The sequence below is a fragment of the Sphingomonas echinoides ATCC 14820 genome, from assembly GCF_000241465.1.
Classification (GTDB): domain Bacteria; phylum Pseudomonadota; class Alphaproteobacteria; order Sphingomonadales; family Sphingomonadaceae; genus Sphingomonas; species Sphingomonas echinoides.
Genome location: NZ_JH584235.1, coordinates 1,121,856 through 1,147,554, shown reverse-complemented (window position 1 = coordinate 1,147,554; position 25,699 = coordinate 1,121,856). Strand labels below are relative to the sequence as shown.

The 25,699-nt window shown below is 65.0% G+C and carries 26 protein-coding genes, 1 pseudogene and 2 riboswitches; of the genes and pseudogenes, 12 read left to right on the top strand and 15 right to left on the bottom strand.

Annotation, left to right across the window (positions count from 1 at the left end; genetic code table 11):
• Window positions 1-232: 232 nt before the first annotated feature.
• Genes ON00_RS05445 through ON00_RS05430 form a run of 4 tightly spaced genes read right to left on the bottom strand, consistent with a single transcriptional unit; the run spans window position 233 to window position 2,641 of the window.
• Window positions 233-1,096 (bottom strand): TraB/GumN family protein, encoded by an 864-nt coding sequence (locus ON00_RS05445; protein ID WP_010403807.1) that lies wholly within the window; start codon window positions 1,094-1,096, stop codon window positions 233-235.
• Complete coding sequence (locus ON00_RS05440; RefSeq protein ID WP_010403805.1) at window positions 1,093-2,001, bottom strand: TraB/GumN family protein; 909 nt, start codon at window positions 1,999-2,001, stop codon at window positions 1,093-1,095. Before ON00_RS05440 ends, ON00_RS05445 begins: the two co-directional genes overlap by 4 nt.
• A 24-nt stretch (window positions 2,002-2,025) precedes the next feature.
• Entirely contained in the window at window positions 2,026-2,460 is a 435-nt protein-coding gene (locus ON00_RS05435) for a hypothetical protein (RefSeq protein ID WP_154651280.1), read from the bottom strand.
• The gene (locus ON00_RS05430) at window positions 2,435-2,641 is read right to left on the bottom strand and encodes a helix-turn-helix transcriptional regulator (RefSeq protein ID WP_040601584.1); all 207 of its coding nucleotides are present in this window, start codon (window positions 2,639-2,641) and stop codon (window positions 2,435-2,437) included. Before ON00_RS05430 ends, ON00_RS05435 begins: the two co-directional genes overlap by 26 nt.
• A gap of 217 nt (window positions 2,642-2,858) precedes the next feature.
• On the opposite strand from ON00_RS05430, the gene ON00_RS05425 reads away from it, so the two are divergent.
• The 6 genes and pseudogenes from ON00_RS05425 to ON00_RS05405 all read left to right on the top strand — a co-directional run bounded on the left by ON00_RS05425 (window position 2,859) and on the right by ON00_RS05405 (window position 10,162).
• Complete coding sequence (locus ON00_RS05425; RefSeq protein WP_040601902.1) at window positions 2,859-3,725, top strand: glycine--tRNA ligase subunit alpha; 867 nt, start codon at window positions 2,859-2,861, stop codon at window positions 3,723-3,725.
• A 178-nt stretch (window positions 3,726-3,903) separates the two neighbouring features.
• Entirely contained in the window at window positions 3,904-6,174 is a 2,271-nt protein-coding gene (gene glyS / locus ON00_RS05420; RefSeq protein ID WP_083834065.1) for a glycine--tRNA ligase subunit beta, read from the top strand.
• Window positions 6,078-6,281: pseudogene (locus ON00_RS21180) on the top strand (DALR anticodon-binding domain-containing protein); the annotation flags it as partial. The gene glyS and the pseudogene ON00_RS21180, both read left to right, overlap by 97 nt.
• 81 nt (window positions 6,282-6,362) lie before the next feature.
• On the top strand, window positions 6,363-9,047 hold the full coding sequence (ppdK, locus tag ON00_RS05415; protein ID WP_010403798.1) for a pyruvate, phosphate dikinase: 2,685 nt from the start codon (window positions 6,363-6,365) through the stop codon (window positions 9,045-9,047).
• Window positions 9,048-9,062: 15 nt separating this feature from the next.
• The gene (locus ON00_RS19785; RefSeq protein WP_010403796.1) at window positions 9,063-9,647 is read left to right on the top strand and encodes a DUF1214 domain-containing protein; all 585 of its coding nucleotides are present in this window, start codon (window positions 9,063-9,065) and stop codon (window positions 9,645-9,647) included.
• Window positions 9,647-10,162: a DUF1254 domain-containing protein gene (locus ON00_RS05405; RefSeq protein WP_010403793.1), complete on the top strand. Its 516-nt coding sequence runs from the start codon at window positions 9,647-9,649 to the stop codon at window positions 10,160-10,162. Before ON00_RS19785 ends, ON00_RS05405 begins: the two co-directional genes overlap by 1 nt.
• Here ON00_RS05405 and ON00_RS21020 read toward each other — a convergent pair.
• The 8 genes from ON00_RS21020 to ON00_RS05360 form a co-directional block, all read right to left on the bottom strand.
• Window positions 10,159-10,989, bottom strand: a complete 831-nt coding sequence (locus ON00_RS21020; RefSeq protein ID WP_010403791.1) for a hypothetical protein — start codon at window positions 10,987-10,989, stop codon at window positions 10,159-10,161. The two genes, ON00_RS05405 and ON00_RS21020, sit on opposite strands and share 4 nt — an antisense overlap.
• Before the next feature lie 87 nt (window positions 10,990-11,076).
• A complete protein-coding gene (locus ON00_RS05390) occupies window positions 11,077-12,072 on the bottom strand; it encodes a type II secretion system F family protein (protein ID WP_010403790.1) in 996 nt (331 codons plus the stop codon).
• 4 nt (window positions 12,073-12,076) lie between these two features.
• The gene (locus tag ON00_RS05385; RefSeq protein ID WP_010403788.1) at window positions 12,077-13,051 is read right to left on the bottom strand and encodes a type II secretion system F family protein; all 975 of its coding nucleotides are present in this window, start codon (window positions 13,049-13,051) and stop codon (window positions 12,077-12,079) included.
• Between the two features lie 73 nt (window positions 13,052-13,124).
• Window positions 13,125-14,414: a CpaE/TadZ family protein gene (locus tag ON00_RS05380; protein ID WP_010403786.1), complete on the bottom strand. Its 1,290-nt coding sequence runs from the start codon at window positions 14,412-14,414 to the stop codon at window positions 13,125-13,127.
• Window positions 14,414-15,055 (bottom strand): CpaD family pilus assembly protein, encoded by a 642-nt coding sequence (locus ON00_RS05375; protein WP_245535533.1) that lies wholly within the window; start codon window positions 15,053-15,055, stop codon window positions 14,414-14,416. Before ON00_RS05375 ends, ON00_RS05380 begins: the two co-directional genes overlap by 1 nt.
• 18 nt (window positions 15,056-15,073) lie before the next feature.
• Window positions 15,074-16,774, bottom strand: coding sequence for a type II and III secretion system protein family protein (locus ON00_RS05370; RefSeq protein ID WP_010403784.1), 1,701 nt, complete (start codon window positions 16,772-16,774; stop codon window positions 15,074-15,076).
• On the bottom strand, window positions 16,774-17,787 hold the full coding sequence (gene cpaB, locus ON00_RS05365) for a Flp pilus assembly protein CpaB (RefSeq protein ID WP_010403783.1): 1,014 nt from the start codon (window positions 17,785-17,787) through the stop codon (window positions 16,774-16,776). Before cpaB ends, ON00_RS05370 begins: the two co-directional genes overlap by 1 nt.
• A 35-nt stretch (window positions 17,788-17,822) precedes the next feature.
• On the bottom strand, window positions 17,823-18,305 hold the full coding sequence (locus ON00_RS05360) for an A24 family peptidase (RefSeq protein ID WP_010403782.1): 483 nt from the start codon (window positions 18,303-18,305) through the stop codon (window positions 17,823-17,825).
• A 47-nt stretch (window positions 18,306-18,352) separates the two neighbouring features.
• On the opposite strand from ON00_RS05360, the gene ON00_RS05355 reads away from it, so the two are divergent.
• From ON00_RS05355 to ON00_RS20090, 3 genes are read left to right on the top strand one after another with little or no spacing between them, the layout of a single operon-like run.
• Window positions 18,353-19,306: an alpha/beta fold hydrolase gene (locus ON00_RS05355; protein WP_010403781.1), complete on the top strand. Its 954-nt coding sequence runs from the start codon at window positions 18,353-18,355 to the stop codon at window positions 19,304-19,306.
• A gap of 4 nt (window positions 19,307-19,310) precedes the next feature.
• Window positions 19,311-20,405 carry an NAD(P)/FAD-dependent oxidoreductase gene (locus ON00_RS05350; RefSeq protein ID WP_010403779.1) on the top strand — a complete coding sequence of 365 codons (1,095 nt, stop codon included), beginning with the start codon at window positions 19,311-19,313 and terminating at the stop codon, window positions 20,403-20,405.
• A 50-nt stretch (window positions 20,406-20,455) separates the two neighbouring features.
• On the top strand, window positions 20,456-20,629 hold the full coding sequence (locus ON00_RS20090; RefSeq protein WP_010403777.1) for a YegP family protein: 174 nt from the start codon (window positions 20,456-20,458) through the stop codon (window positions 20,627-20,629).
• Here ON00_RS20090 and rnhA read toward each other — a convergent pair.
• From rnhA to ispH, 3 genes are read right to left on the bottom strand one after another with little or no spacing between them, the layout of a single operon-like run.
• The gene (rnhA, locus tag ON00_RS05345) at window positions 20,626-21,090 is read right to left on the bottom strand and encodes a ribonuclease HI (RefSeq protein WP_010403775.1); all 465 of its coding nucleotides are present in this window, start codon (window positions 21,088-21,090) and stop codon (window positions 20,626-20,628) included. The genes ON00_RS20090 and rnhA overlap by 4 nt on opposite strands.
• On the bottom strand, window positions 21,087-22,046 hold the full coding sequence (thrB, locus tag ON00_RS05340) for a homoserine kinase (protein WP_010403772.1): 960 nt from the start codon (window positions 22,044-22,046) through the stop codon (window positions 21,087-21,089). The genes rnhA and thrB overlap by 4 nt, the downstream gene beginning before the upstream one ends.
• Before the next feature lie 3 nt (window positions 22,047-22,049).
• A complete protein-coding gene (gene ispH / locus ON00_RS05335) occupies window positions 22,050-23,006 on the bottom strand; it encodes a 4-hydroxy-3-methylbut-2-enyl diphosphate reductase (protein WP_010403771.1) in 957 nt (318 codons plus the stop codon).
• Between the two features lie 120 nt (window positions 23,007-23,126).
• Here ispH and ON00_RS05330 point away from each other — a divergent pair, with 120 nt between their 5' ends.
• The 3 genes from ON00_RS05330 to gcvH all read left to right on the top strand — a co-directional run bounded on the left by ON00_RS05330 (window position 23,127) and on the right by gcvH (window position 25,669).
• A complete protein-coding gene (locus ON00_RS05330) occupies window positions 23,127-23,783 on the top strand; it encodes a hypothetical protein (RefSeq protein WP_083834152.1) in 657 nt (218 codons plus the stop codon).
• A gap of 84 nt (window positions 23,784-23,867) precedes the next feature.
• Window positions 23,868-23,971: riboswitch (glycine riboswitch) on the top strand.
• A riboswitch (glycine riboswitch) is annotated at window positions 23,972-24,081 on the top strand.
• Between the two features lie 56 nt (window positions 24,082-24,137).
• Entirely contained in the window at window positions 24,138-25,298 is a 1,161-nt protein-coding gene (gcvT, locus tag ON00_RS05325; RefSeq protein ID WP_010403769.1) for a glycine cleavage system aminomethyltransferase GcvT, read from the top strand.
• Complete coding sequence (gcvH, locus tag ON00_RS05320; RefSeq protein WP_010403768.1) at window positions 25,298-25,669, top strand: glycine cleavage system protein GcvH; 372 nt, start codon at window positions 25,298-25,300, stop codon at window positions 25,667-25,669. Before gcvT ends, gcvH begins: the two co-directional genes overlap by 1 nt.
• Window positions 25,670-25,699 lie beyond the last annotated feature (30 nt).

Below are 25,699 nucleotides of genomic sequence, written 5' to 3'. Positions count from 1 at the left end.
GGCGCTATAGGGAAAGGCGGGGCAAAGCGCAATATGCGCTGTCCCACGTCCGGCGGAAGCCGCTGCCATCGCGCAAGCGATAAAAAAGGCTGCGGTGGGGAGGGGTACTCGATCACACGCGCGACCACTTGGTGCCTTTGCGCCTTTGTGCGAGAAAAAGTCTTTTGATCGCACGAAGCCACAAAGGCACGAAGAGAAGGAGAAGGCGTTGCCTGCGGCGCTGCGGTGTCTCTTATTCTACCCGCTCGACCTTCAGCCCGCGCTTGCGCAGCAATTCCGCCACCGATCCCGGCCCGACCAGATGCCCGGCACCGACCGCCACGAACACGCGCCCCGGCCGCGCCATCCGTCGCACGATCACGCTCGCCCAGCGCGCATTGCGGTCGGTGAGCAGCGCCTTGCCGATCGCCGGATCGCGCCGTAGCGGAGCGACCGTCGCGGCGAGCGCGGCGTCATCGCCCGCCGACCACGCCTTGAACAAATGCGCATAGCCGCGCGCTGCGTCCTGCGCATCGATCGCGGCCTGTACTAGCAGCACGCGCTGTGCCGCGGCCGGCAGATGATCGAACAGCCGCAATTGCCCATCGCGCGTCTCCAGCGCGCCGATCGCCTTGCCGGTGAAGCGCCGCGTGAGCACGGGCTCGACGCCTTCGGTCGCGCTCGCTTGCTCGGCATGTCCCGCGCCCGCCGTGATCGTCAGCGCCGCCGCCCAGGTCTTGAGTCCGTCGAGATCTGCTGCCGATTGCCCCGCCACCGCCATGCCGCGTGCGAGCGTCGCACGGTCGGCCACGGGAACCCGCGCCGCGATAGGCGGCAAGCCCGGCTGCTCGGCCAGCGCCACGAACTCCGCGCGCGCCGCTGCGGGGTCGGCGGGCGGCACTTCCAGGATCAGCGTATCCGCCGCATCGACCGCGCGCGCGACGGCGGGGGTTTGCCAGTCGACGCCGGGCGGCAGCGCGTGGATCGTCCCGAACAGCCAGATCGTGGTATCCCCATCCGCCACCCGCCATAGCGCCGGATGCGCCTTGGTCTCGGGCGCTCGCGCACAGGCGCACAGCCCCAGCGCCAGCCCGAGACCAAGCCATCGCCGCCTCAATAGCGGACTCGCTCGGCGACCAGATGATGCTTGGCGAGATAGGCCTGCACGCTGTCCTTGCCCGCCAAATGCCCCGCGCCGACCGCGATGAACACGGTGCCCGGCGTCTTCAGCCGGTTGTCGATCCAGTCGGCCCAGCGCGCGTTGCGATCCGCCAGCAGCACTTTGTAGAGATTGGGCTGGCTGCTCAAATCCTCGTTCATCAGCGCGCTCAGGCCCTCGGCATCGCCCGCTTTCCAGCGATCGAGCATGGCGTTGATCGTCGCATCGAATTTGTCGATTTCCTTCGCGCTCGAGATGAGGAAGGCGATCTGGTCGGCTTGCGGCAGAGTGTGGAAATAGCCGAGCTGCTGCTCCAGCGTCTCGAGCCCCGAGACCGGCTTGCCCGATGCCGTAGCTGCAGCATTCAGCGCGACTTCCACCCCCTCGGCGGCGTTGAACCCGGCCTTTTGCAACTCGATCTGCGCCAGCGTGACCCCGGCGAACCACGGCTCGAAGGTGTCGAAGGCGGTTTCAGGAATGCCGAGCTTGGCCATGGCTGCGGCATAGACCTTGCGGTCCTCCGCGCTCAGTTTCTGGGTCAGCGGTTTGCCCGTCGCGTCCATCGCCAGCGGCACGATCACCGCTTTGGCTTGTTCCTGGGTCGGCAGCGGAATTTCGAGCACCAATTGCCCGCTCGCATCGAACGCCTTGCGCACCGCCGAATCGAACCAGCTCAGTTGCGGCTTCAAGGCATGGATCGTGCCGAACAGATAGATCGTCGTGTCCTTGTCCTTCACCACCCATAAAGCCGGGTCGGCGGGGATGGTGGCGGCAGCGGGGGGCGAGGCGGGGGGCGTCGTCTGCGCGGCCAGCGGTGGTGACAGCAGCAGCGCGACAGTGCTCAGAAGATAGCGCATTTTCATCATCAATATCCTTGTGCAAGCGCCTTAGCGAAACCGGCGATAGAGAAATGCTGCGCACGCCACCAGCATCGTGATCCCGAAGATCACGTCGCCATTGGCGTTGGCCGTGACCCCGGACCAAGCCAGAAACCGCCAGCCGACATAGAGCAGGAGATAGGCGTTGATACCGGCTAGCCCGGCCCATTTGTTCGCCTCCAGCTCCAGCTCATCGACGGCGCGAAAATAGTGATAGGAGCCAAGCCCCGCCGCAATCACGAACAGCGCCACGCCGATGATCGCCGCGGCCTGCGCCAAGGTGGTGCCTTCCCCCGCTGCGGTCACCGCGCCGACGACGCCACCAATCAGCCCGCCAGCGATCATGAGCCGGACGATAATCCCGGTATAACGGCGGTGGTACGCCTTGAGCCGGGCCTCGCCCGATGGCGTTTCCGGCTCAGCCGACATTGTTTTCCCCATCATCGAAAATCTCCTCGATTGCCATGTTGAACAGTCGCCCGATGCGGAATGCGAGGGGGAGCGAGGGATCATATTTGCCCGTTTCGATGGCGTTGACCGCCTGGCGCGACACATCGAGCCGCCCGGCAAGCTCCGCCTGGCTCCAGTCGCGTTCGGCGCGCAGCACTTTCAGGCGATTCTTCATGATATCCTTCGCAAATGCCCTCTGCATGGTCGTTATCCCCTTACTAAAAGTCAGGTGACCCTTACTTTATAGGCATGGCGCACAGTGATTGTCAACAACACCTGACAAAAAGTCACGCGAGCGTGGCATGGCGTTTGCGCGTCGCAACGCTTGGTTGAATTTCCCGCCGCGCTGCGCCAAAGCCCGCGGCGTGACCCAACCGCTCAGCTTCCAACGCATGATCCTTACGCTCCATGAGTATTGGAGCCAGCACGGCTGCCTGATTCTGCAGCCTTATGACATGGAGATGGGGGCGGGCACCTTTCACCCGGCGACGACGCTGCGCGCGCTCGGCCCCGAGACGTGGAACGCCGCCTTCGTCCAGCCGTGCCGCCGCCCGACCGATGGCCGCTATGGCGAAAACCCCAACCGGCTGCAGCATTATTACCAATATCAGGTGATCCTGAAGCCGAGCCCGCCCGATTTGCAGGCGCTCTATCTCGGCAGCCTCGCCGCGATCGGCATCGATCCGCTCGTCCACGACATCCGCTTTGTCGAGGACGATTGGGAAAGCCCGACGCTCGGTGCCTGGGGGCTGGGCTGGGAAGTGTGGTGCGACGGGATGGAAGTGACGCAGTTCACCTATTTCCAGCAAATGGGCGGCTATGACATGAAGCCGGTCGCGGGCGAGCTGACCTACGGGCTCGAACGCCTCGCTATGTATATCCAGAACAAGGACAGCGTGTACGATCTGGCGTTTAACGACGCTGGCGTCAGCTATGGCGACGTGTTCCACGAGAATGAGGTCGAAATGTCGACCTGGAATTTCGAAGTGGCCGATACCGACAGCCTGTTCGACCAGTTCAAGAAGCATGTCGCCGAATGCGAGAATTGCCTCGGCAAGCAGCTTCCGATCCCGGCCTATGAGCAGGCGATCAAGGCCAGCCACATCTTCAACCTGTTGCAGGCGCGCGGCGTCATCTCGGTGGCGGAGCGCCAGGCCTATATGGGCCGCGTCCGCGATCTGGCGAAGGGCGCGTGCGGCGCGTGGATCGCGCACAACACCGCAAAATGGGAAGCGCGCTTCCCGGGGTGGGCCGCATGAGCAGCGCCGCAGGCACTCCCATGCGCCTTCTCCTCCGCGCCCTCCGCGCCTCCGCGCGAACCACCCTTCTTCTGGCGCTCTTCGCGCCTTCGCGCCTTCGCGTGAACCAACCTTCTTTCTCACGCGAAGACGCGAAGACGCGAAGCCGTTGCGTTCTGGTCGCTAACGGGGCGCGCGCATGACCGACTTTTTGCTTGAGCTGCGCTCCGAGGAAATTCCTGCGCGAATGCAGGATCGTGCGCGCGAGGATCTGGCCAAGCTGTTCACCGCCGAGATCGCCAAGAGCGGCCTCACCGCCAGCGAGATCGTCACCTACGCCACCCCGCGCCGCCTGACGCTGATCGCGCGCGGCTTGCCGGTCGAGACGGCGGCGGTGTCGGAAGAGACCAAGGGGCCCAAGGCCTCCGCCCCGCCGCAAGCGCTTGAAGGGTTTCTGCGCAAGACCGGCCTCACACGCGAGCAATTGGTCGAGCGTGACGGTGTGCTGTTCGCGGTGGTCGACAAGCCCGGCCGCGCGACCAGCGCGGTGCTGGCCGAGGCGATCCCGGCGATCATCCGCGCGTTTCCCTGGCCCAAGGCGATGCGCTGGGGTGCCAGCTCGACCACGATGGAATCGCTGCGCTGGGTGCGCCCGCTGCAAGGGATCGTCGCTTTGTTCGGCGATACGGTCGTGCCGGTCGAGATCGCCGGCGTGCAGGCGGGCGCCGCCACCGTCGGCCATCGCTTCCACCATCCCGGCGTCATCACGATTGGCTCGGCCGACGATTATGTCGAGAAACTGCGCGCGTGCCATGTCATCGTCGACCAGGCCGAACGCCGCCAGATCATCGCGCTCGGCGCGACGATGGCGGCGCGCAAGGCGGGGCTCGAGCTGGTGCAGGACGAGGGCCTGTTGACCGAAAATGCCGGCCTCACCGAATGGCCGGTGCCGCTGCTCGGCCGCTTCGACGCGGCGTTCCTCAGCGTGCCCCCCGAAGTGATCCAGCTCACCGCGCGCGTGAACCAGAAATATTTCGTGTGCCGTGGCGCGGACGGGGCCTTGGCGAATGCGTTCGTCTGCACCGCCAATATCGATGCGGCCGATGGCGGCGCGAAGATCGTCGAGGGTAACCGCAAGGTGCTGGCGGCGCGCCTGTCCGACGCGAAATTCTTCTACGAAACCGATTTGAAGGTGCCGCTGGAAGAGCAAGCGACCAAGCTCGACCGGATCGTGTTCCACGAGAAATTGGGCACCGTCGCGGACAAGGTCGCGCGCGTCGCGAAGCTGGCCAAGTGGCTGGTGGAAGAGGGAATCGTTTCTTCTCCCTCTCCCCGCTCGCGGGGAGAGGGCCGGGGAGAGGGGGAGTCTGCCTCCAGCGACGCCCTCGATATTCCAGCACAGCCCCTCTCCCCGACCCTCTCCCCTGAAGGGGAGAGGGAGAATCTTGCCGCGCTCGCGGAACGCGCCGCGCTCCTCTGCAAGGCCGATCTCGTCACCGGCATGGTCGGCGAGTTTCCCGAATTGCAGGGCCTGATGGGCGGCTATTACGCGGCGGCCCAAGGCCAAGACCCCCGCGTCGCCGCCGCGATCCGCGATCACTACAAGCCGGTCGGGCAGGGCGATGATGTGCCGACCGATCCGGTAACGGTGGCGGTGTCGCTGGCGGATAAGCTGGATACGTTGGTAGGTTTCTTTGCGGCGGGGCTGCCGCCTACTGGCTCCAAGGATCCATTCGCTCTTCGTAGAGCTACTATTGCAATAATCTCTCAGGTCATTGAGGGCCAATTCCGGCTTCCGCTGAGCACGGTCGTAGCGGCATCGGCTGCAATACATGCCTCACAGTTTGTATATTGGGAGAATGAGTTCCATAAGGGCGATGACGCTGAGCCGAGGCACGCCAGAGCTCGCCTTGCTCATTTCGACCAAGAGTACGACTGGACAAAAGGTAATCATACGGAAAGCGCGATCGAACGCAAAATCGGCGGATCGTTCATCAGCTATTACGAGTGGGACGGTGAACCTGATTTCATCGAATTTGCAAAGTATCTAGTGTTTGACAGATCAGTCGATGGTCTTCTCGACTTCTTCGCCGACCGCCTCAAAGTCCAGCAACGCGAAGCCGGTGTCCGGCACGATCTGATCGACGCGGTGTTCGCGCTTGGCGGCGAGGATGATCTCGTCCGCTTGCTCGCGCGCGTTCATGCGTTGCAGGCGTTTATCGGGACCGAGGATGGGGTGAACCTCCTCGCCGGGTACAAGCGCGCGGCGAATATCTTGAAGAAAGAGGGCGTTTCTCTCTCTCCCCTGAAGGGGAGAGGGAGAAGGAACCGGCAGAGGCTGCGCTCGCGCTGGCGCTCGATTCGGCTGAGCCTGCCGCTGCCGCCGCGGTGGCGCGCGAGGATTTCGAAGCCGCGATGGCGGCGCTCGCCACGCTGCGCGCTCCGATCGATGCGTTTTTTGAAGGCGTGATCGTCAACGATTCCGATCCCGAAAAGCGCGCCGCCCGGCTCGCTTTGCTTGATCGGGTCCGTGCTGCGGTGCACAATGTCGCAGACTTCTCGAAGATCGAGGGCTGAACGGACGCGCACTTTGCCCTAACTTTAGCCTCACCTTCCAAACGCCTCCCCAGCGAATACAGGTACTTAGAGGGAAGACCCATGACGCAATACGTGTATCGGTTCGGCGGCGGTGTTTCGGACGGGGGCAAGGGCGACCGCAACCTGCTCGGCGGCAAAGGCGCGAACCTTGCCGAGATGGCGGCGATCGGGCTGCCGGTGCCACCCGGCTTCACCATCTCGACCGAATTTTGCGCGGTCTATTATGATGAAGGCGGCCAATTCCCGCAGAGCCTGCGCGACGAAGTCGCCACCGGCATCGCCCATATCGAAGGCGTGACCGGCAAGCGCTTCGGCAACCCGGCGGACCCGCTGCTCGTCTCGGTCCGCTCCGGCGCGCGCGCGTCGATGCCCGGCATGATGGACACGGTGCTCAATCTCGGCCTCAACGACCAGACGGTCGAGGGCCTCGCCGCCACCAGCGGCGACGCGCGCTTCGCGTGGGACAGCTATCGCCGCTTCATCCAGATGTATTCGGACGTGGTGCTCGAACTCGACCATGATGCATTCGAGGAGGCCCTCGAAATCGCCAAGGAAGATCGCGGCTATTTCCTCGACACCGATCTCACCGCCGATGACCTGCGCGGCCTCGTCGCCGAATATAAGGGCCTGGTCGAGCAACTGTGGGGCAAGCCCTTCCCGCAGGACGTGCATGACCAATTATGGGGCGCGGTCGGCGCGGTGTTCGGATCGTGGCAGTCGGAACGCGCCAAGGTCTATCGCCGCCTCAACGACATTCCGGCAAGCTGGGGCACCGCCGTCAACGTGCAGGCGATGGTGTTCGGCAATATGGGCGACACCTCGGCCACGGGCGTGGCGTTCACGCGCGATCCGGCGATCGGCACCAAGGCTTATTATGGCGAATTCCTGATCAATGCGCAGGGCGAGGACGTCGTCGCCGGCATCCGCACCCCGCAATATCTCACCACCGCCGCACGCGCAGCGGCAGGGGCCAAGCCGCTGTCGATGGAAGAGGCGATGCCGGTGGTGTTCGCCGAACTCGCCAAGGTGTTCGACCTGCTCGAAACGCATTACCGCGACATGCAGGATATCGAATTCACCGTGCAGCAGGGCAAGCTGTGGATGCTGCAGACGCGGAGCGGCAAGCGCACCGCCAAGGCCGCTTTGAAGATCGCGGTTGATATGGCCGAGGAAGGCCTGATCACGCGCGAGGAAGCCGTCGCCCGTGTCGATCCGGCGGCGCTCGACCAGTTGCTGCACCCGACGCTCGATCCCAAGGCGGTGCGCGATGTGCTGACCAAGGGCTTGCCGGCCTCGCCCGGTGCGGCCTCGGGCTTTGCCGTGTTCGACAGCGACACCGCCGAGACGCGCGCGGCGGCAGGCGAGGCGGTGATCCTGATCCGCACCGAAACCAGCCCCGAAGACATTCACGGGATGCACGCGGCCAAGGGCATCCTCACCGCGCGCGGCGGCATGACCAGCCACGCCGCCGTGGTGGCGCGCGGCATGGGCCGTCCGTGCGTTTCGGGTGCGGGCGGCATCTCGATCGATGCCAAGGCAGGCGTGATGCGCGTTGGTCTCGGGGCCGAGGCGCGCGTGGTCAACGCAGGCGACATCATCACCATCGACGGCACCACCGGCGAAGTGATGGCGGGCGAAGTGCCGACGGTGCAGCCCGAGCTTTCCGGCGATTTCGCGACGCTGATGGTGTGGGCCGATGGCGTGCGCCGTTTGCGCGTGCGCGCCAATGCCGAGACCCCGCTCGACGCCAAGGTCGCGCGCGAGTTCGGTGCCGAGGGCATCGGCCTGTGTCGCACCGAACATATGTTCTTCGATGCCGAGCGGATCACCAATGTCCGCCAGATGATCCTGGCCGAGGATGAAGCGGGTCGCCGCGCCGCGCTCGACAAATTGCTGCCCGAACAGCGCAGCGACTTCGTGCAATTGTTCGAGGTGATGGCGGGCCTGCCGGTGACGATCCGCCTGCTCGATCCGCCGCTGCACGAATTCCTGCCGCATGAAGAAAGCGAATTCGCCGATGTAGCGGCGGCGGCGGGGGTTGCGGTCGATGTGCTCAAGCGGCGCGCGGCGGACCTGCACGAATTCAACCCGATGCTGGGGCATCGCGGCTGCCGCCTGGGCGTGACCTATCCCGAAATCTACGAGATGCAGGCGCGCGCCATTTTCGAGGCGGCGGTGCTGGTCGCGCAGAAATCGGGCGCGGCGCCGATCCCCGAAGTGATGATCCCGCTGGTCGGCACGCGCCGCGAGCTGGAGCTGATGAAGGCGGTGGTCGACAAGGCGGCGCAAGCCGTGTTCGCCGATACCGGCACGACGATCACCTATCATGTCGGCACGATGATCGAGCTGCCGCGCGCCTGCCTGATGGCGGGCGAGATTGCCGAGGTCGGCGAATTCTTCTCCTTCGGCACCAACGATCTGACGCAGACCACGCTGGGCGTCAGCCGCGACGATGCCGCGCGGTTCCTCACCACCTATGTCGAGCGCGGCATTTATGCGCGCGATCCGTTCGTCAGCCTCGATGTCGAGGGTGTCGGGCAGTTGATCGGCATGGCGGCGGAGCGCGGGCGGGCGACGCGGCCCGACATCAAGCTCGGCATTTGCGGCGAACATGGTGGCGATCCGGCATCGATCGCCTTCTGCGAGACGGTGGGGCTCGATTATGTCAGCGCCTCGCCCTATCGTGTGCCGATCGCACGACTGGCAGCGGCGCAGGCCGCGCTTGCAGCAAAGCCAGCGGCATGAGGTGAGGGACATCGTATGAGGGCTTGGGCGCGGTATCTCATCGGCACGGTGGCCGGGGCTGCGCTCGGGCTGGGCGGTGCGGTCTATGTCCTGCGCAGTGCCGCGCTCGGTAACAATGTGGTGATCGGGCCATGGGCGACCGGGCAGACCTTCGGCTCGGTCGCCGCCGACCCCTATACTCGCGCGGTGGTCGCGTTGAAGGGCCTGCTCGCTTTGCCCGCGCAGGAGGCGCGCTATTACACCGCCGCGCGCGATAGCGCGGGCGCGCCGCTGGAGGGGCGGTGCCGCTACCGCATCACCGGTGTGGCGCTGCCAGCGGCGTGGTGGAGCCTGACGGCCTATGACCCAGACGGCTATCTCGTCCCCAATGCTGCCGGACGCTATTCGGTGGCGGGGGCGGCGTTCCCCGATGGCGGCAAAGCGGGCTGGACGATCCTGCTCGCCCCGACCGCGCCGCCGCCGACGGAAACCGCGAAATGGTTGCCCAGCGGCGGGATTGCGCGCGTCGAACTGACCCTGCGCACCTATTTGCCGAGCGACGGGGGCCGGGGGAATCCAGGGGCCGACATCCTGCCCAAGATCACGCGGGAGGCGTGCTGATGGCGCGCTGGACCGGACCGCTTGTCGCTGGGGCACTCGTCGCGGCGCTCACCAGCTATGGCGCGATCGCCTATGCGCCCGATCTGCTGATGGCGGCGGCGATCCGGCGCGTCGCGGCGGGCGGCTTCAACCGCTTCGCGCACAGCCCGCTTGCCACGGCGAAAAGCCGCCAGATCGTGCGGCCCAGCCCGGACCTGGCCTATTCGGCCTGTCCCTATGACATCTCGCGAGGGTCTTTGCTGATCCATGCAGTGCCGGTGGCGGCACCCTATTGGTCGCTGTCGATCTTCGATTCGCGCACCAATGCGGTGTTCGTGCACAATGGTGGGCAGGCGGAGGGGAAGCCGTTCGCGGTTGCCGTCACCCACGCTGGGCGTTCGGTGCCGACAGGCTATCAGCGCGTCGATGTCGCTGGGGACCGCGGGATCGCGTTGATCCGGATTCTGGTCGCCGACCGCGCCGCTTTCCCCAAGATCGATGCGGCGCGCCGCGCGACGGTGTGCGAGCTGCGTTAAAGCGACGCTGGCGCTGTTGCGGCGAAATGCGCCGCGTGATCGGCATTTTGCCCGGCGCGCAGCAAGGCAGCCTGCGGCCGCCATTGTTCGCGCGCGACATAGCCAACGGGCAAGGAGAGCCGTTGCTCCAGTGCCATCTCGTCCTGCGCGGACAGTTTTTCCAGATCCTCGAAGCGGACGATTCCCAAATCAGACAAGCGCGCCTGTAGCGCGTCATCAATGCCGCGGATTCTCGTCAGCGCATCGCGCGGGGTGGGGATGAAACGGTCGGTAGAGGCGGGGTTCGGGGCTGCGGTCGCGATTTCAGCGGGCTCGGCCTCCAGTTCGGGCAAATGACCTGGTGACGGCTCGACCGCGATCGGGGGAGGGGCTTCCGTAACGGTGGCGGGGGGCGCTGCCACCGGCGGCGTGTCGCCGTGGTCGCTTACCGCTGCCGGTTCCTCCGGCACTGCGGGCGCGGTGACTGGTTCGGGTGACGGGAGCGGCGCCGCAGCGGGCGGGGTCACGGGCAGCGGGACAGTTATCACCGGAGCGGCGGCGGGCGGTGTGGCCGCCGCAGCGGCGCTGCGGAGCCCGACGATCGTCCGTTCCGCCTCGGCATGGTCGGCGCGTAGCGCTTCGAGATCGGCGGTCAGGTTCGCGGCGCGGCTATGCGATGCCCGCAACTGGTCTTGCGCCTGTTCATGATAAGCGGTGAAGCTTTCCGATTGCTCCCGCACCCGGCGCTTCCACTTTTTCGGGCTCGGCGCGCTGACATACCCCAGCAACCACCCGCCGAGGAGCACTGCCGCAAGTACGATGAACTGTTCCGGTGTCGTGAACAGCATGACCTTTGCATCCCCCGCCCAAGATTCGTTTCCGCAACGATCCTGCCGTTAACCACGCCCGGGGGCAAGCGTGCTGACCGGCGGGCCTTAGTGCTTGAACGCGTCCGAGATCGAGCAGGCAGCGGGGCCCAGAATCACCACGAACAACGTCGGCAGGATGAACAGGATCAGCGGGATCGTCATGATCGCGGGCAGGCGTGCGGCCTTTTCTTCGGCGCGCATCATGCGTTCGTTGCGGAACTCGGCCGAGAGCACGCGGAGCGCCGACGCAAGCGGCGTGCCGTACTTTTCGGTCTGCACCATCGTCGTGACGACGCCCTTTACCGCATCCAGCTTCACGCGCTGCGCCAGGTTCTCGAAGGCCTGACGGCGTTCCGCGAGGAAGCCCAGCTCGATTGCGGTGAGGGTGAATTCATCGCCCAGCTCGGGATAGGCTTTGCCCAATTCGCGGGCGACGCGGTTGAACGCGGCGTCGACGGTCAGTCCCGCTTCGGCACAGATCACCAGCAGATCGAGCGCGTCGGGCAAGCCCTTCTGGATCGCCAGCGAGCGCTTGCTGATCTTGTTGTTCAGATAGAGGTCGGGCGCTTTGTACGACAGGATGAAGTTGGCGGCGACCAGGCCATAGGCTTTGATCGGCGTCCAATTCGCGAACATCTCGGTGCCGTAGACCACGTACAGGCCAAACACGCCCCAGGTCAGCGGCAGGACGAGGCGGCCGAAAATCACCGCCACCGCATATTCCTTGGAGCGGATGCCGGCTTGCATCAGCTTGATCTGCGCCGCCTTGACCTGGCTATCCTGCAGCACTTTGAGCGAGGAGAGCAGCGCCTTGATGCGGTCGGTCGTCTCATTCTTGGTGACGAGCTTGGCGCGGCGCTTGGTCGAGGCGGTAATGCCCGCCTTCAACTGTTCGCGACGGTCGTTGAGCGCCTTGACGCGCTTGGTCATCGGGTCGCGCGACGTGGTGACCGCATAGATCGCCAGCAGCACCATGAAGGCAGCAACGCCGGCCAACAGCGTGGCGACGGTATAGACGTCGACGCCAAGGATGACGGGACCAGCGGGGGTGGCGGGATTCATCGCATCAGATCTCGAAATTGACCATGCGGCTCATGATGAACGCGCCGATTCCCATCCAGATCAATCCGCCGCCGCCAGCGACCATCAGGCGTTGGTCGACGAAGAAGTTCTGCATGTAGCTGGCGTTGATCATCCAGATCAGGCCGAACACGATGAAGGGCAGCGATCCGACGATATAAGCGGACGCCTTGGATTCGGACGACATCGCCTTGATCTTCAGCTTCATCTGGCCGCGCATACGCAGCACCGTCGCCAGGTTGGACAGCGTCTCGGCCAGATTGCCGCCGGTTTCGCGCTGGATCGCGATGGTGATGCAGAAGAACTGGAATTCGGGCGTGCCCAGCCGGTCAGCCGTATCTTGAAGCGCTGCGTCCATCGTGCGCCCGATTTTCATCTTGTCGGTGATGTTCTTGAACTCGACGCCGACCGGGCCATCGACCTCCTGCGCAACGACTGCGATCGTCTCCGTAATCGGCAGGCCCGAGCGCAGACCGCGCACCAGCAGTTCGATGGCGTCGGGAAATTTGGCGGTGAATTTGGTGATCCGCCGCTTGATGAAAAAGCCGACCACCATATGCGGCAGTCCGGCACCGACCACCAGACCAAGCAGCAACGCGAGCAGGATCGGCAGGCGCAAAACGATCAGCACCAACGCGACGCCCAGGACAATGCCCAAGGTCGCGATGCCATATTGCCCAACGGTCCAGGTCTTGCCCGTCATCGCCAGGCGCTGTTTGAGGAGCGCGGGGCGCGGGATGAAGCGCATTGCCGCTGCATCCATGCGGTTGTTCCGTGCGGTTGCGATGCGGCGCATTTGCGCATCCACCAGCACGTTGGCGGCATCGCTGTGGCGCGCGCGCAGGGCGGCCATGCGGCGCGTGCGGGCGCGCTCGGCATTGGGGCCCGCAAAGGCGAACGCCATCAGCGCGAGCACGACCAGCGCACCTGCACCCAGCGAAAGGACCGGCATCAGTTCCATGAGGCCTATCAAGCGCTCCGCTTCGTTACGACGGCGTTTACGCCGCAAGGTTTTGCCATGATTTTTTGCGAGATCACTTCTTCTTGGCGGGGCGCGAAATCAGCGATTTGAAATCGAATTTCCCCATCAAAGACGTGCCTTTGGCCGCGCCCTTCTTCTTCGTTGCGCTGTCGATCGGTTCTGCCGAGTCGCCCACCGCCATCAACTTCGTCGCCAGATCGACGATCGGTACGATCGTCTTCGAGCCCTTGCCGGCCTCGGTCATCGGCTTGCCGAGCTTTGCCGATTGCGCCGCGAGTTTCTGGTCGAAGGGGACCAGGAAGTCGATTTTGCGTTCGATCGATCCTTCGAAATCCTTGCGGCTGATTTCGAGCTGCGCGGTCGGCTGGACGCGATTGGCGACCACCACGACTTGCGTCTGCGGCGCGTTGGATTTCATCCATGACAGGATGCGGATCGTGTCGCGCGCCGCAGCGAGCGTCAGCTCGGTCACGATCACCGCCACCTGAATGTCGGTTATCAAATGCGGATGCTGCACCAGCATGTTGCGCGGCAAATCGATCACGGTGCATTCGAACGCGGAGCGCATTTCCTCCTGCAATTGATAGAACGCGCCGCCATCGGTCATGATCGGCGAGTTGATCGGTGCCTCCGCCGACAGCACCGAGAGCATTTCGCTCGACTTGACCATCGCGCGTTCGATGAACAAGCCATCGATGCGGCTGGGATTTTCGATCGCGTCGGTCAGGCCGCGGCCGGGCTCGAGGTCAAGCGACAATGCGCCCGTGCCGAAATGCACGTCGAGATCGAGCAACGCCGTCGTCCGCGCGCCCTTTTCGCTCAGCACCCACGCCACACCCGTGGCGAGGCTGGAAGCGCCGACGCCGCCGCGCGCGCCGATGAACGCGGTGGAGATGTGCGGACGTTCGGTGCCCGTGTCCGAAACCTTCGGCGCATTCAGCACCGTCTGGGCATGGGTGAACGCATCCCGCAGCATGTCGGGATTGAGCGGTTTGAGCAGATAGTCCTGGATGCCGCTCACGATGAGATCGCGGTACAGCCTGACGTCGTTGACCTGGCCTGCGGCGATGACGACGGTGCCCGGCTCGCACACTTCGGCCAGCGCATTGATGTCGTTGAGCGGATCACCGCTTTCGGAGAGATCGACAAACAGGATTTGCGGGCTCGCGGACACGGACAGCGACTGTACCGCGTTGCGCAGGCCGCCTTTGTTCACCTTTTCGGGTGCCCAGCCCATTTCCACTGCGATCGGACGCAGCGTCTCGGCGGCGGTTTCGTCGCAGACATAAGCGGCAAAGGGATCGCGCAAGCCGATACGCGCTGGGTTGAAGGGCGCATTCATTACTTGCCTCCGGTGCTTTCCGTCTTGACCGTCGTGCCGCCAGCACCGGTTGGTGCCGCCTTGCGGTAGCTTTCGATTGCCTTGGCCGAGGCCAATTGGTCGGCGACCGCGCTGCCGCCCTGGCCGCGCACGAGGTCCGCCGGATTGGCGACCATCGCGGCGAGGTTGGCGTTCATCGCGCAGCCGTGGTTGGAGGAGGTATTGGCCTCATATTCGGTCGAGGTGTCCCGGCTGTAGTCGGGGCAGCCCGGCACCGTCGCCTTTGTGCGGCTGACGATGACGCGCGCCATGCCCGGCGTAACGGCCGCACCGACCAAAGGTGCCTCGTCGGATACCAGCAGGCCGTAACGCGACGCTTCGCGCGCGATATCGTCCTTTACGCCGCCGCTCGAAGGCGTGGAATTCTCGACCGCGACCTTGTCGCCATAGCCGACCCGCAACGATGCCATCCACCCGGCGAGGCGCTGCGCTTCGCCCGGGGCGAGGCCGTCGCCGCTCGTTGCGACGTCAATGGCATAATCGGCGCGGCTGACGACCGGCTGATGCACCGATTCGAGTCCGCGATTTTCCGTGCCGACGCACGCAGACAGCGCCAACGCCGGAAGCAGGCCGGTCGTGATCGCACGCACATATTTGTTCATGATCATGTCCCTCGGCCCTTAATTGATGTCGAAACCGGGTGCGGCACTCGCGCCCTTTTTGGTTTGGCTGGATGGTGGCGTGAAGGCGGCGGGCGCATCGCGACGGCGATCGACCGGCGACCCCGGTATGGGGTCGGGCGCGACCGGTGCCGGAGCCGCCGCCCCGAGCGAAGGCTGCGCAGTGGGAGCCGGAGCCATGGTCGGCTTCGGGCGGTCGCCGCCGGTGGTGCCGCCGCCAAGCTGACCCATAAAGACACGACCAAGGTCGGTCGGGGCCTTATAGCCGTCGGTTGGCAGGACGATGTCATTGGCGTTGACCGGTTTCACGAGATACGGCGTGATCACGATCACCAGCTCGGTTTCATTGCGCTGGAACGCGTTGGAGCGGAACAACGCGCCGACGATGGGCATGTCGCCAAGCGCGGGTGCCTTGTCGATCGAGTTGTTGTGATTGTTTTGCAGCAGGCCCGCGATCATCATGCTCTGACCCGAGCCGAGCTCGACGGTCGTCTCGGCCCGCCGTGTCGTCAGCGCTGGAATGCTGACGCCGGAAAGCGTCACCGAACCCTGCGACGACAGCTGCGACACTTCGGGACGGACATGCAGCGAAATGCGCCCATCGGCCAGCACCGTCGGAGTATAGGACAGGCTCACGCCATATTGCTTGTAATCGACCGAGACCGCGCCCAGCCCCTGCGAGATCGGGATCGGGAACTCGCCGCCCGCGAGGAACGAACCGGTTTCGCCGGAAATGACCGTGATGTTCGGATTGGCAAGCGTCGAGACCTGGCCGTCGCGCTCCCCCAGATCGAGCGAGGACAGCAGGTCCATCCCCAATGCATGGCCGGCGAGGCCAAGCGTCGTGCCCATGCCGGTCGCGGCAGGCTGGGTGAAGACGGTTTGTCCCGGAAGCGAACCGTCGGCGTTGATGATGCCGCTGCCGATCGTTCCCGGTGCCGTCGCAATCGTGCCCTGGCGCCCTTGGGTGATGCCGAACAGCGTGCTGCCGGAGCCACGGCTGGTGAGGTTTACGCCGATATTCTTGACGAAGCTGCGGCTGACCTCGGCGATGCGCACCTGCAAATTGACCTGCAAGGGGGTTGCCGCGCGCAAGCGGTTGATCACGCCGACCTTCAGCGCCGCATCGGGGCCGATAGCGACGCCAGGATTGAGCAGCGCGGTAACGAGGCGCTGCGCTGCCGCGCTGTCCTCGGGAGAGGACACCGTGCCGGTGAGCACTGCGATTTGACCGGCGGTCGTCACCTTGATGTCGCTGTCGGGCATGGCGAGCTTCACCATCCGGTCGATCGAGGACAGGTTCTGGCTGACGCGGATGTTGGCGGCGTAAATCACCGTGCCGCTTGCCGAGGTCGCGAAGATCGTCGATTCGCCGGAATCCTTACCGAACAGGTGGATCTGATGCGGGTTGTTTACATAGACGTCGGCCACGCCAGGGTTCGAAACCCACACGTCGCTGACGTTCGCGGGCAAGTTGATCAATTCGCCTTGCCCGGTCGACAGCACGACCTCGGTCGTCGGACGCACCGTACCCGTTGGGGCCGCACCGACATGGGTGACCGGACGTTGCCCGCTGCGTGCAGGCGCGGGCTTCGCCTGAAGTTTGGCACCCGCCGCCAGGGCGGTGACCGGCGCACTGCCGACCAGCGCGGTGATGACCGTCGCCGACAGGATGCGGTGCAGAGCGGTTGCGCTACGCATTATTTCTTCCCCCCAAGGGCGACATCGGTCACCGCATTGCCGCGTGCGACGCGGATTACGGGGCCGGTACCAGCCCCCGGAAACGTTCCGGTGCCCGGCGCGCCACCGGGTGCCGAGGTATCAGCAGGCTTGCCCGGAACCGTGCTGCGTTGAAAACGCGAGACGTCGGCCCCGGTCACCATCGTCCCGCCACCGGTCGCGGGGGTGCTGGCGATGCGGGTCAGCATCGCTTTTTCCGCTTTGGGGTCGTCGGGCATGGAGACATCGCCGCTAGCGATCGCCTGTTCGAGTTCGCTGCTATTGTCGGCGATCGAGCGCAGCGACAGCGACAGCGAGCCGAGCGTCTGCGCGACCGCGATTTGCTCGGCGATCTTCGGCGTCGCTTCGATCGTCACGTTGGAAAAGGTGCGCACGACGGCCTTGCCGTCTTCACCGACACCGTTGTCGGTGCGCTGGTCGGTGGCGAGCACGCGCAGGTTGCGCATGATCGTCTCGGCCGCCTTGAGCGGTGGACCATCGCCGCCACCGGGTACGGTCTGCGTCAGGATCAGGTCGATACGGTCGCCGGGGAACACGAAACCGGCCACGCTGGTCTGCGTCTGTACCGGTACGGTTACGGCGCGCATGCCCGGGCCGAGGGCGGCGGCGAGGAAGCCACGATCGCCCGGCTTGACCAGCGCGCCCTGGGTCACCGGCTGACCGGCGGTGATCGCGTTGCGCACGACCGTGCCCATCAGCGAGCGCGGATCGAAGCCGCCCTTCTTGATGTAATAGGCGTTCTCAACCAGCTCCTTCGGCCATGGCTGATATTTCAGCGAGGTCGCGTCGAGGATGGTGCCGACAGGGAGCGCCTTGGTTGCGACCAGCACTTCCGGGCCGTTTGCGACCGGAGCCATCGCCACCGCATTGGCTTGCGGTGCCGGGCTGCCAATGATCAGCGATCGTGCCATGAACGCCGTGATCGCGGCAACGATCAGCGCACCCACCAGCAGAATGACCTTGCGACTATCCATCTTAGACCTTTCGGACGCGGGCAATTGAGCCCGCGTTAAGCATTCACACCAAAGTGGTTAAAAAGCGGTTCACGCAGTGTAATCAGCGCCGCAATTGCGATCGCTACGCCGTAGGGAACCTCGATTTGCGCCGTGCGATGGCGCAGCGCGCGCTCGATCAGCAGGATCACGGTCAACGCGCCGCCGAGCAGCGACATCACGATCAACATCCAGGTCAAGGCGACCGGGTCGAGCAGCCACAGCGCCAGCGCGCCGATCATCTTGACATCGCCGCCGCCCATCCAGCCGAAATGAAAAGCGGCAACGAAGGCCGCGAACACCAGCAGCGCGACCCCCACTTGCTCGGCAATCGCCATCCAGCCCAGGGCGTTCGCCCACCACCATAATGGGGCGAGCAGCGCGATCGCGGCGTTTTTCCAATTGGCGATCTCGCGCGTGCGCGCGTCCTGAATCCCGGCCGAAACCAGGAGCGCCGCCAGCACCAGCAGCAACATCGTTGACAGATTGATCCCACCCATGAGGAAAGGTGTAGACGGCGGGCCTTTCAAAACCGTAACCATCGTCCATGGTTTCCCCTCAGCTTTATCGTCGCGCGATTCCTGCGGCTGCGCGGATCACCCAATGGTCCGCTCCCGATGGCTGGGCGCTGCGGCGCTTTGACTGGGGCGTCGAGGGACGCCCGCGCGGGCGCATGCTGTTCCAGGGCGGGCGCGGCGATATCTTCGAAAAATATCTTGAGGCGTTCGCGCACTGGCATGCGCTTGGTTGGTCGATCACTTCGTTCGACTGGCGCGGGCAGGGTGGGTCGGGGCGGCTGTCGCCCGATCCGCATGTTGGCCATGTCGACGATTTTCAGCAGTATATCGATGATTTCCGTGCCTTTTGGGCGGATTGGGTCGCAGAGGATGCCGGGCGCGACGGCGGACCGCATGTTGCGCTTGGCCATTCGATGGGCGGGCATTTGCTGTTGCGCGCGCTGGCCGAGGGCGCGGCGCAGCCCGATGCCGCCGTTCTGATCGCCCCGATGCTGGGGCTGCACAGCCCGGTTGGCGCGACGCTTGGTGAACGGCTCGCCCGTATGCTTGGCGGTGTGGGCAATACGGCCCGGCCAGCCTGGCGCGGGAATGAGCGGCCCGCCACCACCGAAACGCGCCAGGCCCTGCTGACCAAGGACACCGATCGCTATGAAGACGAAATCTTCTGGCAATCGAGCAAGCCCGAATTGCTGCTTGGGCCGCCGAGCTGGCGCTGGGTGATCGAGGCGTTTGCCTCGACCCGGCGGCTGAGCGTCGATCCGCGTTTGAAGACGCTCGGCGTGCCTTTGCTGTTCGTCATTGCCGATGACGATAAACTGGTCGATCCCAAGGCCGCGCTGAAGATCGCGGCAAAGGTGCCGGATGCGCGGGTGGTGCGCTTCGGCAAGGAATCGGCGCATGAGATTCTGCGCGAGGCGGATCCGGTGCGCAATCGCGCGATTGGCGAGATCGACATCTTCCTGTCCTCGCGGGCGCAGAGGTAACACCGTGACGCATTATGACGTGGCCATTGTTGGTGCCGGGATTGCGGGCGCAAGCCTCGCCGCCGCGATTGCGCCTTACGCTTCGGTGGTGATGCTCGAGGCGGAGGATCTGCCCGGTTACCATGCGACCGGACGCTCGGCGGCGTTCTGGTCGGAAACCTATGGCGGCCCCGATGTGCAGCCGCTCACCACCGCATCGGGCGCTGCGTTACGGGGCGGGGGCTTCCTGGCCGATCTCGGCTCGCTCCATATCGGGCGCGCGTCGGATGCGGACCGGATCGACGGCTTTCTGGAGGAATTTGCGGGCAGCAGCGTGGCGCTGCAGCGGGTGGATCCGCGCGCCTACATTCCGGGCTTACGCGCCGACTGGACGCTCGGCGTGCTGGAGGCGAGCAGCACCTATATCGATGTCGCGGCGCTGCACGCGCATTATCTGGCACAGGCGCGACAGGGCGGGGTGACGCTGTTGCTGTCCGCGCCGCTGCAGCGGGCGCTCCACACCGGTGGCCGCTGGCAAATGGAGACGGGTGCGGGGCCGGTGTCGGCGACGATCCTCGTCAACGCCGCCGGTGCCTGGGCCGATGCGGTTGCAGAAATGGCGGGGGTCGCGCCGATCGGCATCGCCGCGTATCGCCGCACCGTCGTGCAATTGGCGACCAGCCCAGCGGCCCCCGATGCGCTGCCGCATATCGCGGACATTTCTGGGCAATTCTATTTCAAGCCCGAGGCCGGGGGGCGGCTGTGGCTCAGCCCGCATGATGAGACTCCGGCCACGCCCGGCGATGTCCAGCCCGAGGAGATCGACGTCGCCATCGCGATCGACCGGTTCGAACACGTTGTCGATTGGCAGATCACCCGCGTCGAACGGCGTTGGGCGGGTCTGCGCAGCTTCGCGCCGGATCGCTTGCCGGTCTATGGCTTCGCCCCCGATTCGCCCGGTTTCTTCTGGTGTGCGGGGCAGGGCGGTTTCGGCATCCAGACGGCACCGGCAGCGGCCGCGCTGGCCGCAGCGCTCCTTTTGGGCCGCGCGCCCGATCCCAGCGTCGCTGCGATTGATCCTACCCGCTATGCACCGGGCCGCTTCGCGGTGCTGGCGTAACGATATCGCCGTCGCTATCCTTCCCGAACCGACAAACCGGGGAGGTTCGCATGGCACACAAATTCGTGATCGAGCAGAACAAGGCGGGCGAGTATGTCGCCAAGTTCAAATATAACAGCGAACTGATTTGGTGGACCGAGGGCTATTCGAGCAAGGCCGGGGCCAAGAATGCGATCGAATCGGTGCTGAAGAACGGCCCGGGCGCGCCGGTCGAAGAGGCTTAAGCGCGCCTTCCAGCGGCCACCGCGGCATCGCTCGCCAGCCGGTCTGCGCGTTCGTTGTCGGGGTGGCCGGCATGGCCTTTGACCCAGGTCCATTCGACGCGGTGCGGTTTCGCCGCGTCGAGCAGTGCCTGCCACAGATCGGCATTCTTCACCGGCTGGCGCGCGGCGGTCTTCCAGCCGTTCTTCTGCCAGCCTTTGATCCACTTGGTCAGCCCGTCCATTACATAGCGGCTGTCGGTCGATAGCATCACATGGCAGGGGCGTTTCAGCGCGTTCAGCCCCTCAATCGCGGCCATCAATTCCATACGGTTGTTGGTGGTCAGCGCTTCGCCGCCCGACAATTCCTTCTCGGTGCCGCCTGCGCGAATCAGCGCGCCCCAGCCACCCGGGCCGGGATTGCCCTTGCAGGCTCCATCGGTGGCGATTTCGACTTTGGTAAGCTCTTTTACGGTCGCGGTCATCGCGTCCGCTTAGCCAGCTCCGGCGCATAATGCGAGAGTCGCCGGACATAAGCGAGCGGGTCCTTGCGCGTGACGAGCGCGTCGGCGGGGGTGTTGAGCCAGTCCCATGCGCGCGACAGCGCGAAGCGGACACAGGCCCCGCTGGCCAGCGTCGGGAAGGCGGCCTGTTCGACCGACGATAGCGGAAAGCGCTGCTCATACCCTGCCGTCAACGCATCGCCGATGGCGGCATCATAGTGCGCCCCCGTGGCATCAAAGGCCCAGGCGCTGTGCATGATCGCCAGATCGTACACGCGCAGATCGGTGCAGGCGAAATAGAAATCGATCAGCCCGGATACGGCGTCGCCCCGCATCAGCACATTGTCGGGGAAGAGATCGGCGTGGATGGTCACCGTGTCGAGCATCGCCTGCGGCCATGCCCCGACGACCCGATCGATCGCGAAGCCGAGATCATCATACAGGCCGGGCGCGATGGTATCGAGACTGCGCCCGCAGCGCTCGAACAAGGGGGACCAGGTCTCGACTCCCATCGAATTGGCGCGGGTCTCGGGAAAGTCGGCCAAGGCGGCGTGCATATCCGCCATCGCCACACCCGCCGCGCGCGCCTGCGCGGACGTCGGGTGCGATACCGACACGCCGGACAGAAATTTGATGAGGCAGGCCGGACGACCTTCCAGCGTTTGAATCGCGGTGCCGCTGCGGTCCTTGATCGCCGGCGGCACCGGATTTCCGCGCGCGGCGAGATGATCGAGCAGCGCCATGAAATAGGGCAAGTCGCCGCCATCGACGCGCTTTTCGTACAGCGTCAGGATGAAGCGACCGGTGGTGGTGTCGACCAGGTAATTGGTGTTTTCGACGCCCTCGGCGATGCCCTTGGCGGACACCAACTCGCCAACGTCATAGCGCGCGAGGAATTCGGCCAGAACTTCGGCCGATACCGGCGTGTACACGGCCATCGTTCAGGCCGTGGCTTCAAGCCCGCGGGGCAGCTTGAACGAAATCGTCTCGCGCTTCGTTTCCACTTCCCGCTCGGTGACCTTAAACCGCTCGCCCAGGCGATCAACCAGTTCACGCACCAGCACCTCGGGTGCCGATGCTCCAGCGGTAATGCCGAGTCTCGTAATGCCCTCGACGAAGCTCCAGTCGAGCTCTGCCGCGCGCTGGATCAAACGGGCAGGCGTGCCTTCGCGCTCGGCGACTTCGACCAGGCGCACCGAGTTTGAAGAGTTGGGCGCGCCAATCACCAGCATCGCGTCGCAGGCATGGGCAATCGCCTTGACCGCGCCCTGACGGTTGGCGGTGGCGTAGCAAATGTCCTCGCCGCGCGGCCCCTGGATGGAGGGGAAACGCCGTTGCAGCGTGGCGACCACATCGGCGGTGTCATCCATCGACAAGGTCGTCTGCGTCAGGAAAGCGAGATTGTCGGGGTCGGCGGGCGTATAGCTTTCGGCATCCGCTACGGTTTCGACCAGCGACATCGCGCCTTCGGGCACCTGGCCGAACGTGCCGACCACTTCGGGATGGCCGGCATGGCCGATGAACACGATGTGCCGCCCGAGCTGGACCATGCGTTCGGCCTGGCGGTGGACCTTGGACACCAAGGGGCAGGTCGCGTCGAAAAAGGCGAGGCCGCGTTCCGCCGCCTTGTTCGGCACCGCCTTGGGGACGCCATGCGCGGAGAAGACCACGGGAACGCCGTCGGGAACCTCATCCAGTTCCTCCACGAACACCGCGCCTTTGTCGCGCAGCATGTCGACAACGAAGCGGTTGTGGACGATTTCGTGCCGGACATAGACCGGTGCGCCATATTTGGCGATCGCCAGTTCCACAATCTGGATGGCACGGTCGACTCCCGCGCAGAAGCCGCGCGGTGCGGCGATAATGAGCTCGAGTTTTGGCTTTGAAGCGGTGAACATCTCGCAGGAAGCCTACGCGATTGCTTGCGCGGGCGATAGCCGGTTCCTATGGTGCCGCCGCGTCTGCGCGATAAATCCTAACGCAGGCGATCCCTTTTGCATGATAAGGTGCGTGACCCCGTGACATTCCGGAAATCAGCCATCGCCGCTCTCTCGCTTCCCGTGTTCGCGGCGGTCTTGCTCGGCGGATGTCGGCACACGGGCGACCTTGACGAGACGGGCGGTATCACCGCCGTCCGCACCGCCTGCCCCAGCGTAGCGGTCCCCGCCGGGACTGGCGACATCACGCTGTTCGATCCCGCAACCAGCCACGATGCGACGGCGCTCGACCTCACGGCGGTGCTGACCAATGTGCGCTCGACCTGCACCGATGCAGGCGACGACATTCTGACCACGGTGACCTTCTCGGTCGAAGGGCGGCGGCTGCGCACCGATGGCGCGCGCGACGTGACCTTGCCGTATTTCATCACCGTGGTGCAGGGCGGCAGCGCCGTCGTTGCCAAGCGCCTGGGCCATGCCACGCTGCATTTCGAGCCGGGCCAGCCGCGCGCATCGGTGCAGGGCACGGCCACCGCGACGGTGTCGCGCGCCGCCGCCACGCTGCCCAACGATGTCCGCAAGAAGTTGCTCGAGAAGCGCAAGGCGGGTGGCGAGGACGCTGCGGTCGATCCGCTGACGCGCCCGGAAGTGCGTCAGGCGGTGCTGCGCGCCACCTTCGAGGCTTTGGTTGGCTTCCAGCTGACCAACGACCAGCTGAAATATAACGCGACACGCTGATTGTTGACGCGGTCGGGGCAATGGGTCGTTGACTCGCTTGCTGCGCCGCGTCAAACCGACAGCGTCGATCACGGGCAACCGGGATAGGCACGCGCGGGAGAGCGTCTCGAATGCCGTTTGCGGCATTCTGGACCGCCGAAGGAGCAACCGCCCCGGAATCTCTCAGGCAACCGGACCGCGCGGGCTTGTCGACACTCTGGAAAGCGCACCCGCTTCAGGCGGTGTGCCACCGAAGGGGTAAGCTTGCGGCATCTGCGGCAAGTCAAAGCTCTCAGGTATCCGTGACAGAGGGGGCGGCGGATCATGGACGCTACGGCGTCATGCTGCGCCGTAGACCTCGCACGGAAGGCCATTATGACCGACGCTGACATTCCCGACGAAATCGCGATCGAGACCTTGCCGCTCGACGCCTGGCATCGCGCCCGTGGCGGGCGGATGGTGCCCTTCGCCGGGTATGAGATGCCGGTGCAATATGAAGGCATCATGGCCGAGCATCTGTGGGTGCGCGAATCGGCTGGCCTGTTCGACGTCAGCCATATGGGCCAGTTGCTGTTCCGCTCCGACGAAGGTGCCGATCTGGTCGCCGCGCTCGAAGCCGTGCTGCCCGCCGACATTGCTGGCCTCGGCGAGGGCAAGCAGCGCTATTCGCTGCTGCTGGCCGAAGATGGCGGCATCCTCGACGATCTGATGGTCACGCGCCTGCCCGACGCCAATCCGTTCGACATTCAGGGCTTCTACATGGTCGTCAACGGCGCGACCAAGATCGACGATATTGCGCATCTGCTCGAATATCTGCCCGACGACATTGCGCTCAACCATATGGAAGACCAGGCGCTGCTGGCGCTGCAGGGCCCCAAGGCGGTCGATGCGCTGGCGCGGCTGGTGCCGGGCGTCGAGGCGCTGGTGTTCATGACCGCGGGCGCGTTCGAGTGGAACGGCGTGCCGCTCTGGATCAGCCGCTCCGGCTATACCGGCGAGGATGGTTTCGAGATTTCGGTGCCCGCCGAGAATGTCGAGGCGCTCGCGACCGCGCTTGCGGCCGAGCCCGAAGTCAAGCCGATCGGCCTTGGCGCGCGCGATTCGCTGCGGCTCGAGGCTGGCCTGCCGCTGTACGGGCATGACCTCGATCCTGAGACCACGCCGATCCAGGCCGATCTCGGCTTTGCTTTGTCCAAGCGCCGCCGCGAGGCGGGGGATTTCATGGGCGCGGCGCGCATTCTGGCCGAGCGCGAGACCGGCGCGATCGTCAAGCGCGTCGGCTTGCTCGTCGCCGGGCGCCAGCCGGTGCGCGAAGGTGCAGCCGTGCTCGATGCGCAAGGTTCCGAAGTCGGCCGCGTGACCTCGGGCGGCTTTGCGCCCAGCGTCGGGGCACCGATCGCCATGGCCTATGTGCCGACCGCGCTTGCGGTTCCCGGTACGACAATTCAATTGGCGCAGCGCGGCAAGGTCCATCAAGCGACCGTGACGACAATGCCCTTTATTCCCCACCGCTACGTCCGCGCAGGAGGCAAGTGATGAGCCGTTATTTTACTGAAGATCATGAATGGGTTGATGTCGATGGTGACGTCGGCATTGTCGGTATTACCGAATATGCGCAGAGCCAGCTCGGCGACATCGTGTTCGTCGACGTTCCCGAAGAGGGCAAGGAACTCGCCAAGGGCGACGAAGCCGCCGTCGTCGAATCGGTCAAGGCCGCGTCGGACGTCTATTCGCCGGTGTCCGGCACGGTGATCGACGGCAACGCCGCGCTCGCCGACACGCCCGGCCTCGTCAATGAGGATCCCGAAGGCGATGGCTGGTTCTTCAAGCTGACGCTGAGCGACGCCGACGAGCTGAACGAGCTGATGGATGAAGTCGCCTATCAGGCGTTCGTCGCGAAGCTCTAAGTCTTCCTCCCCTTCCTGGAAGGGAGGGGA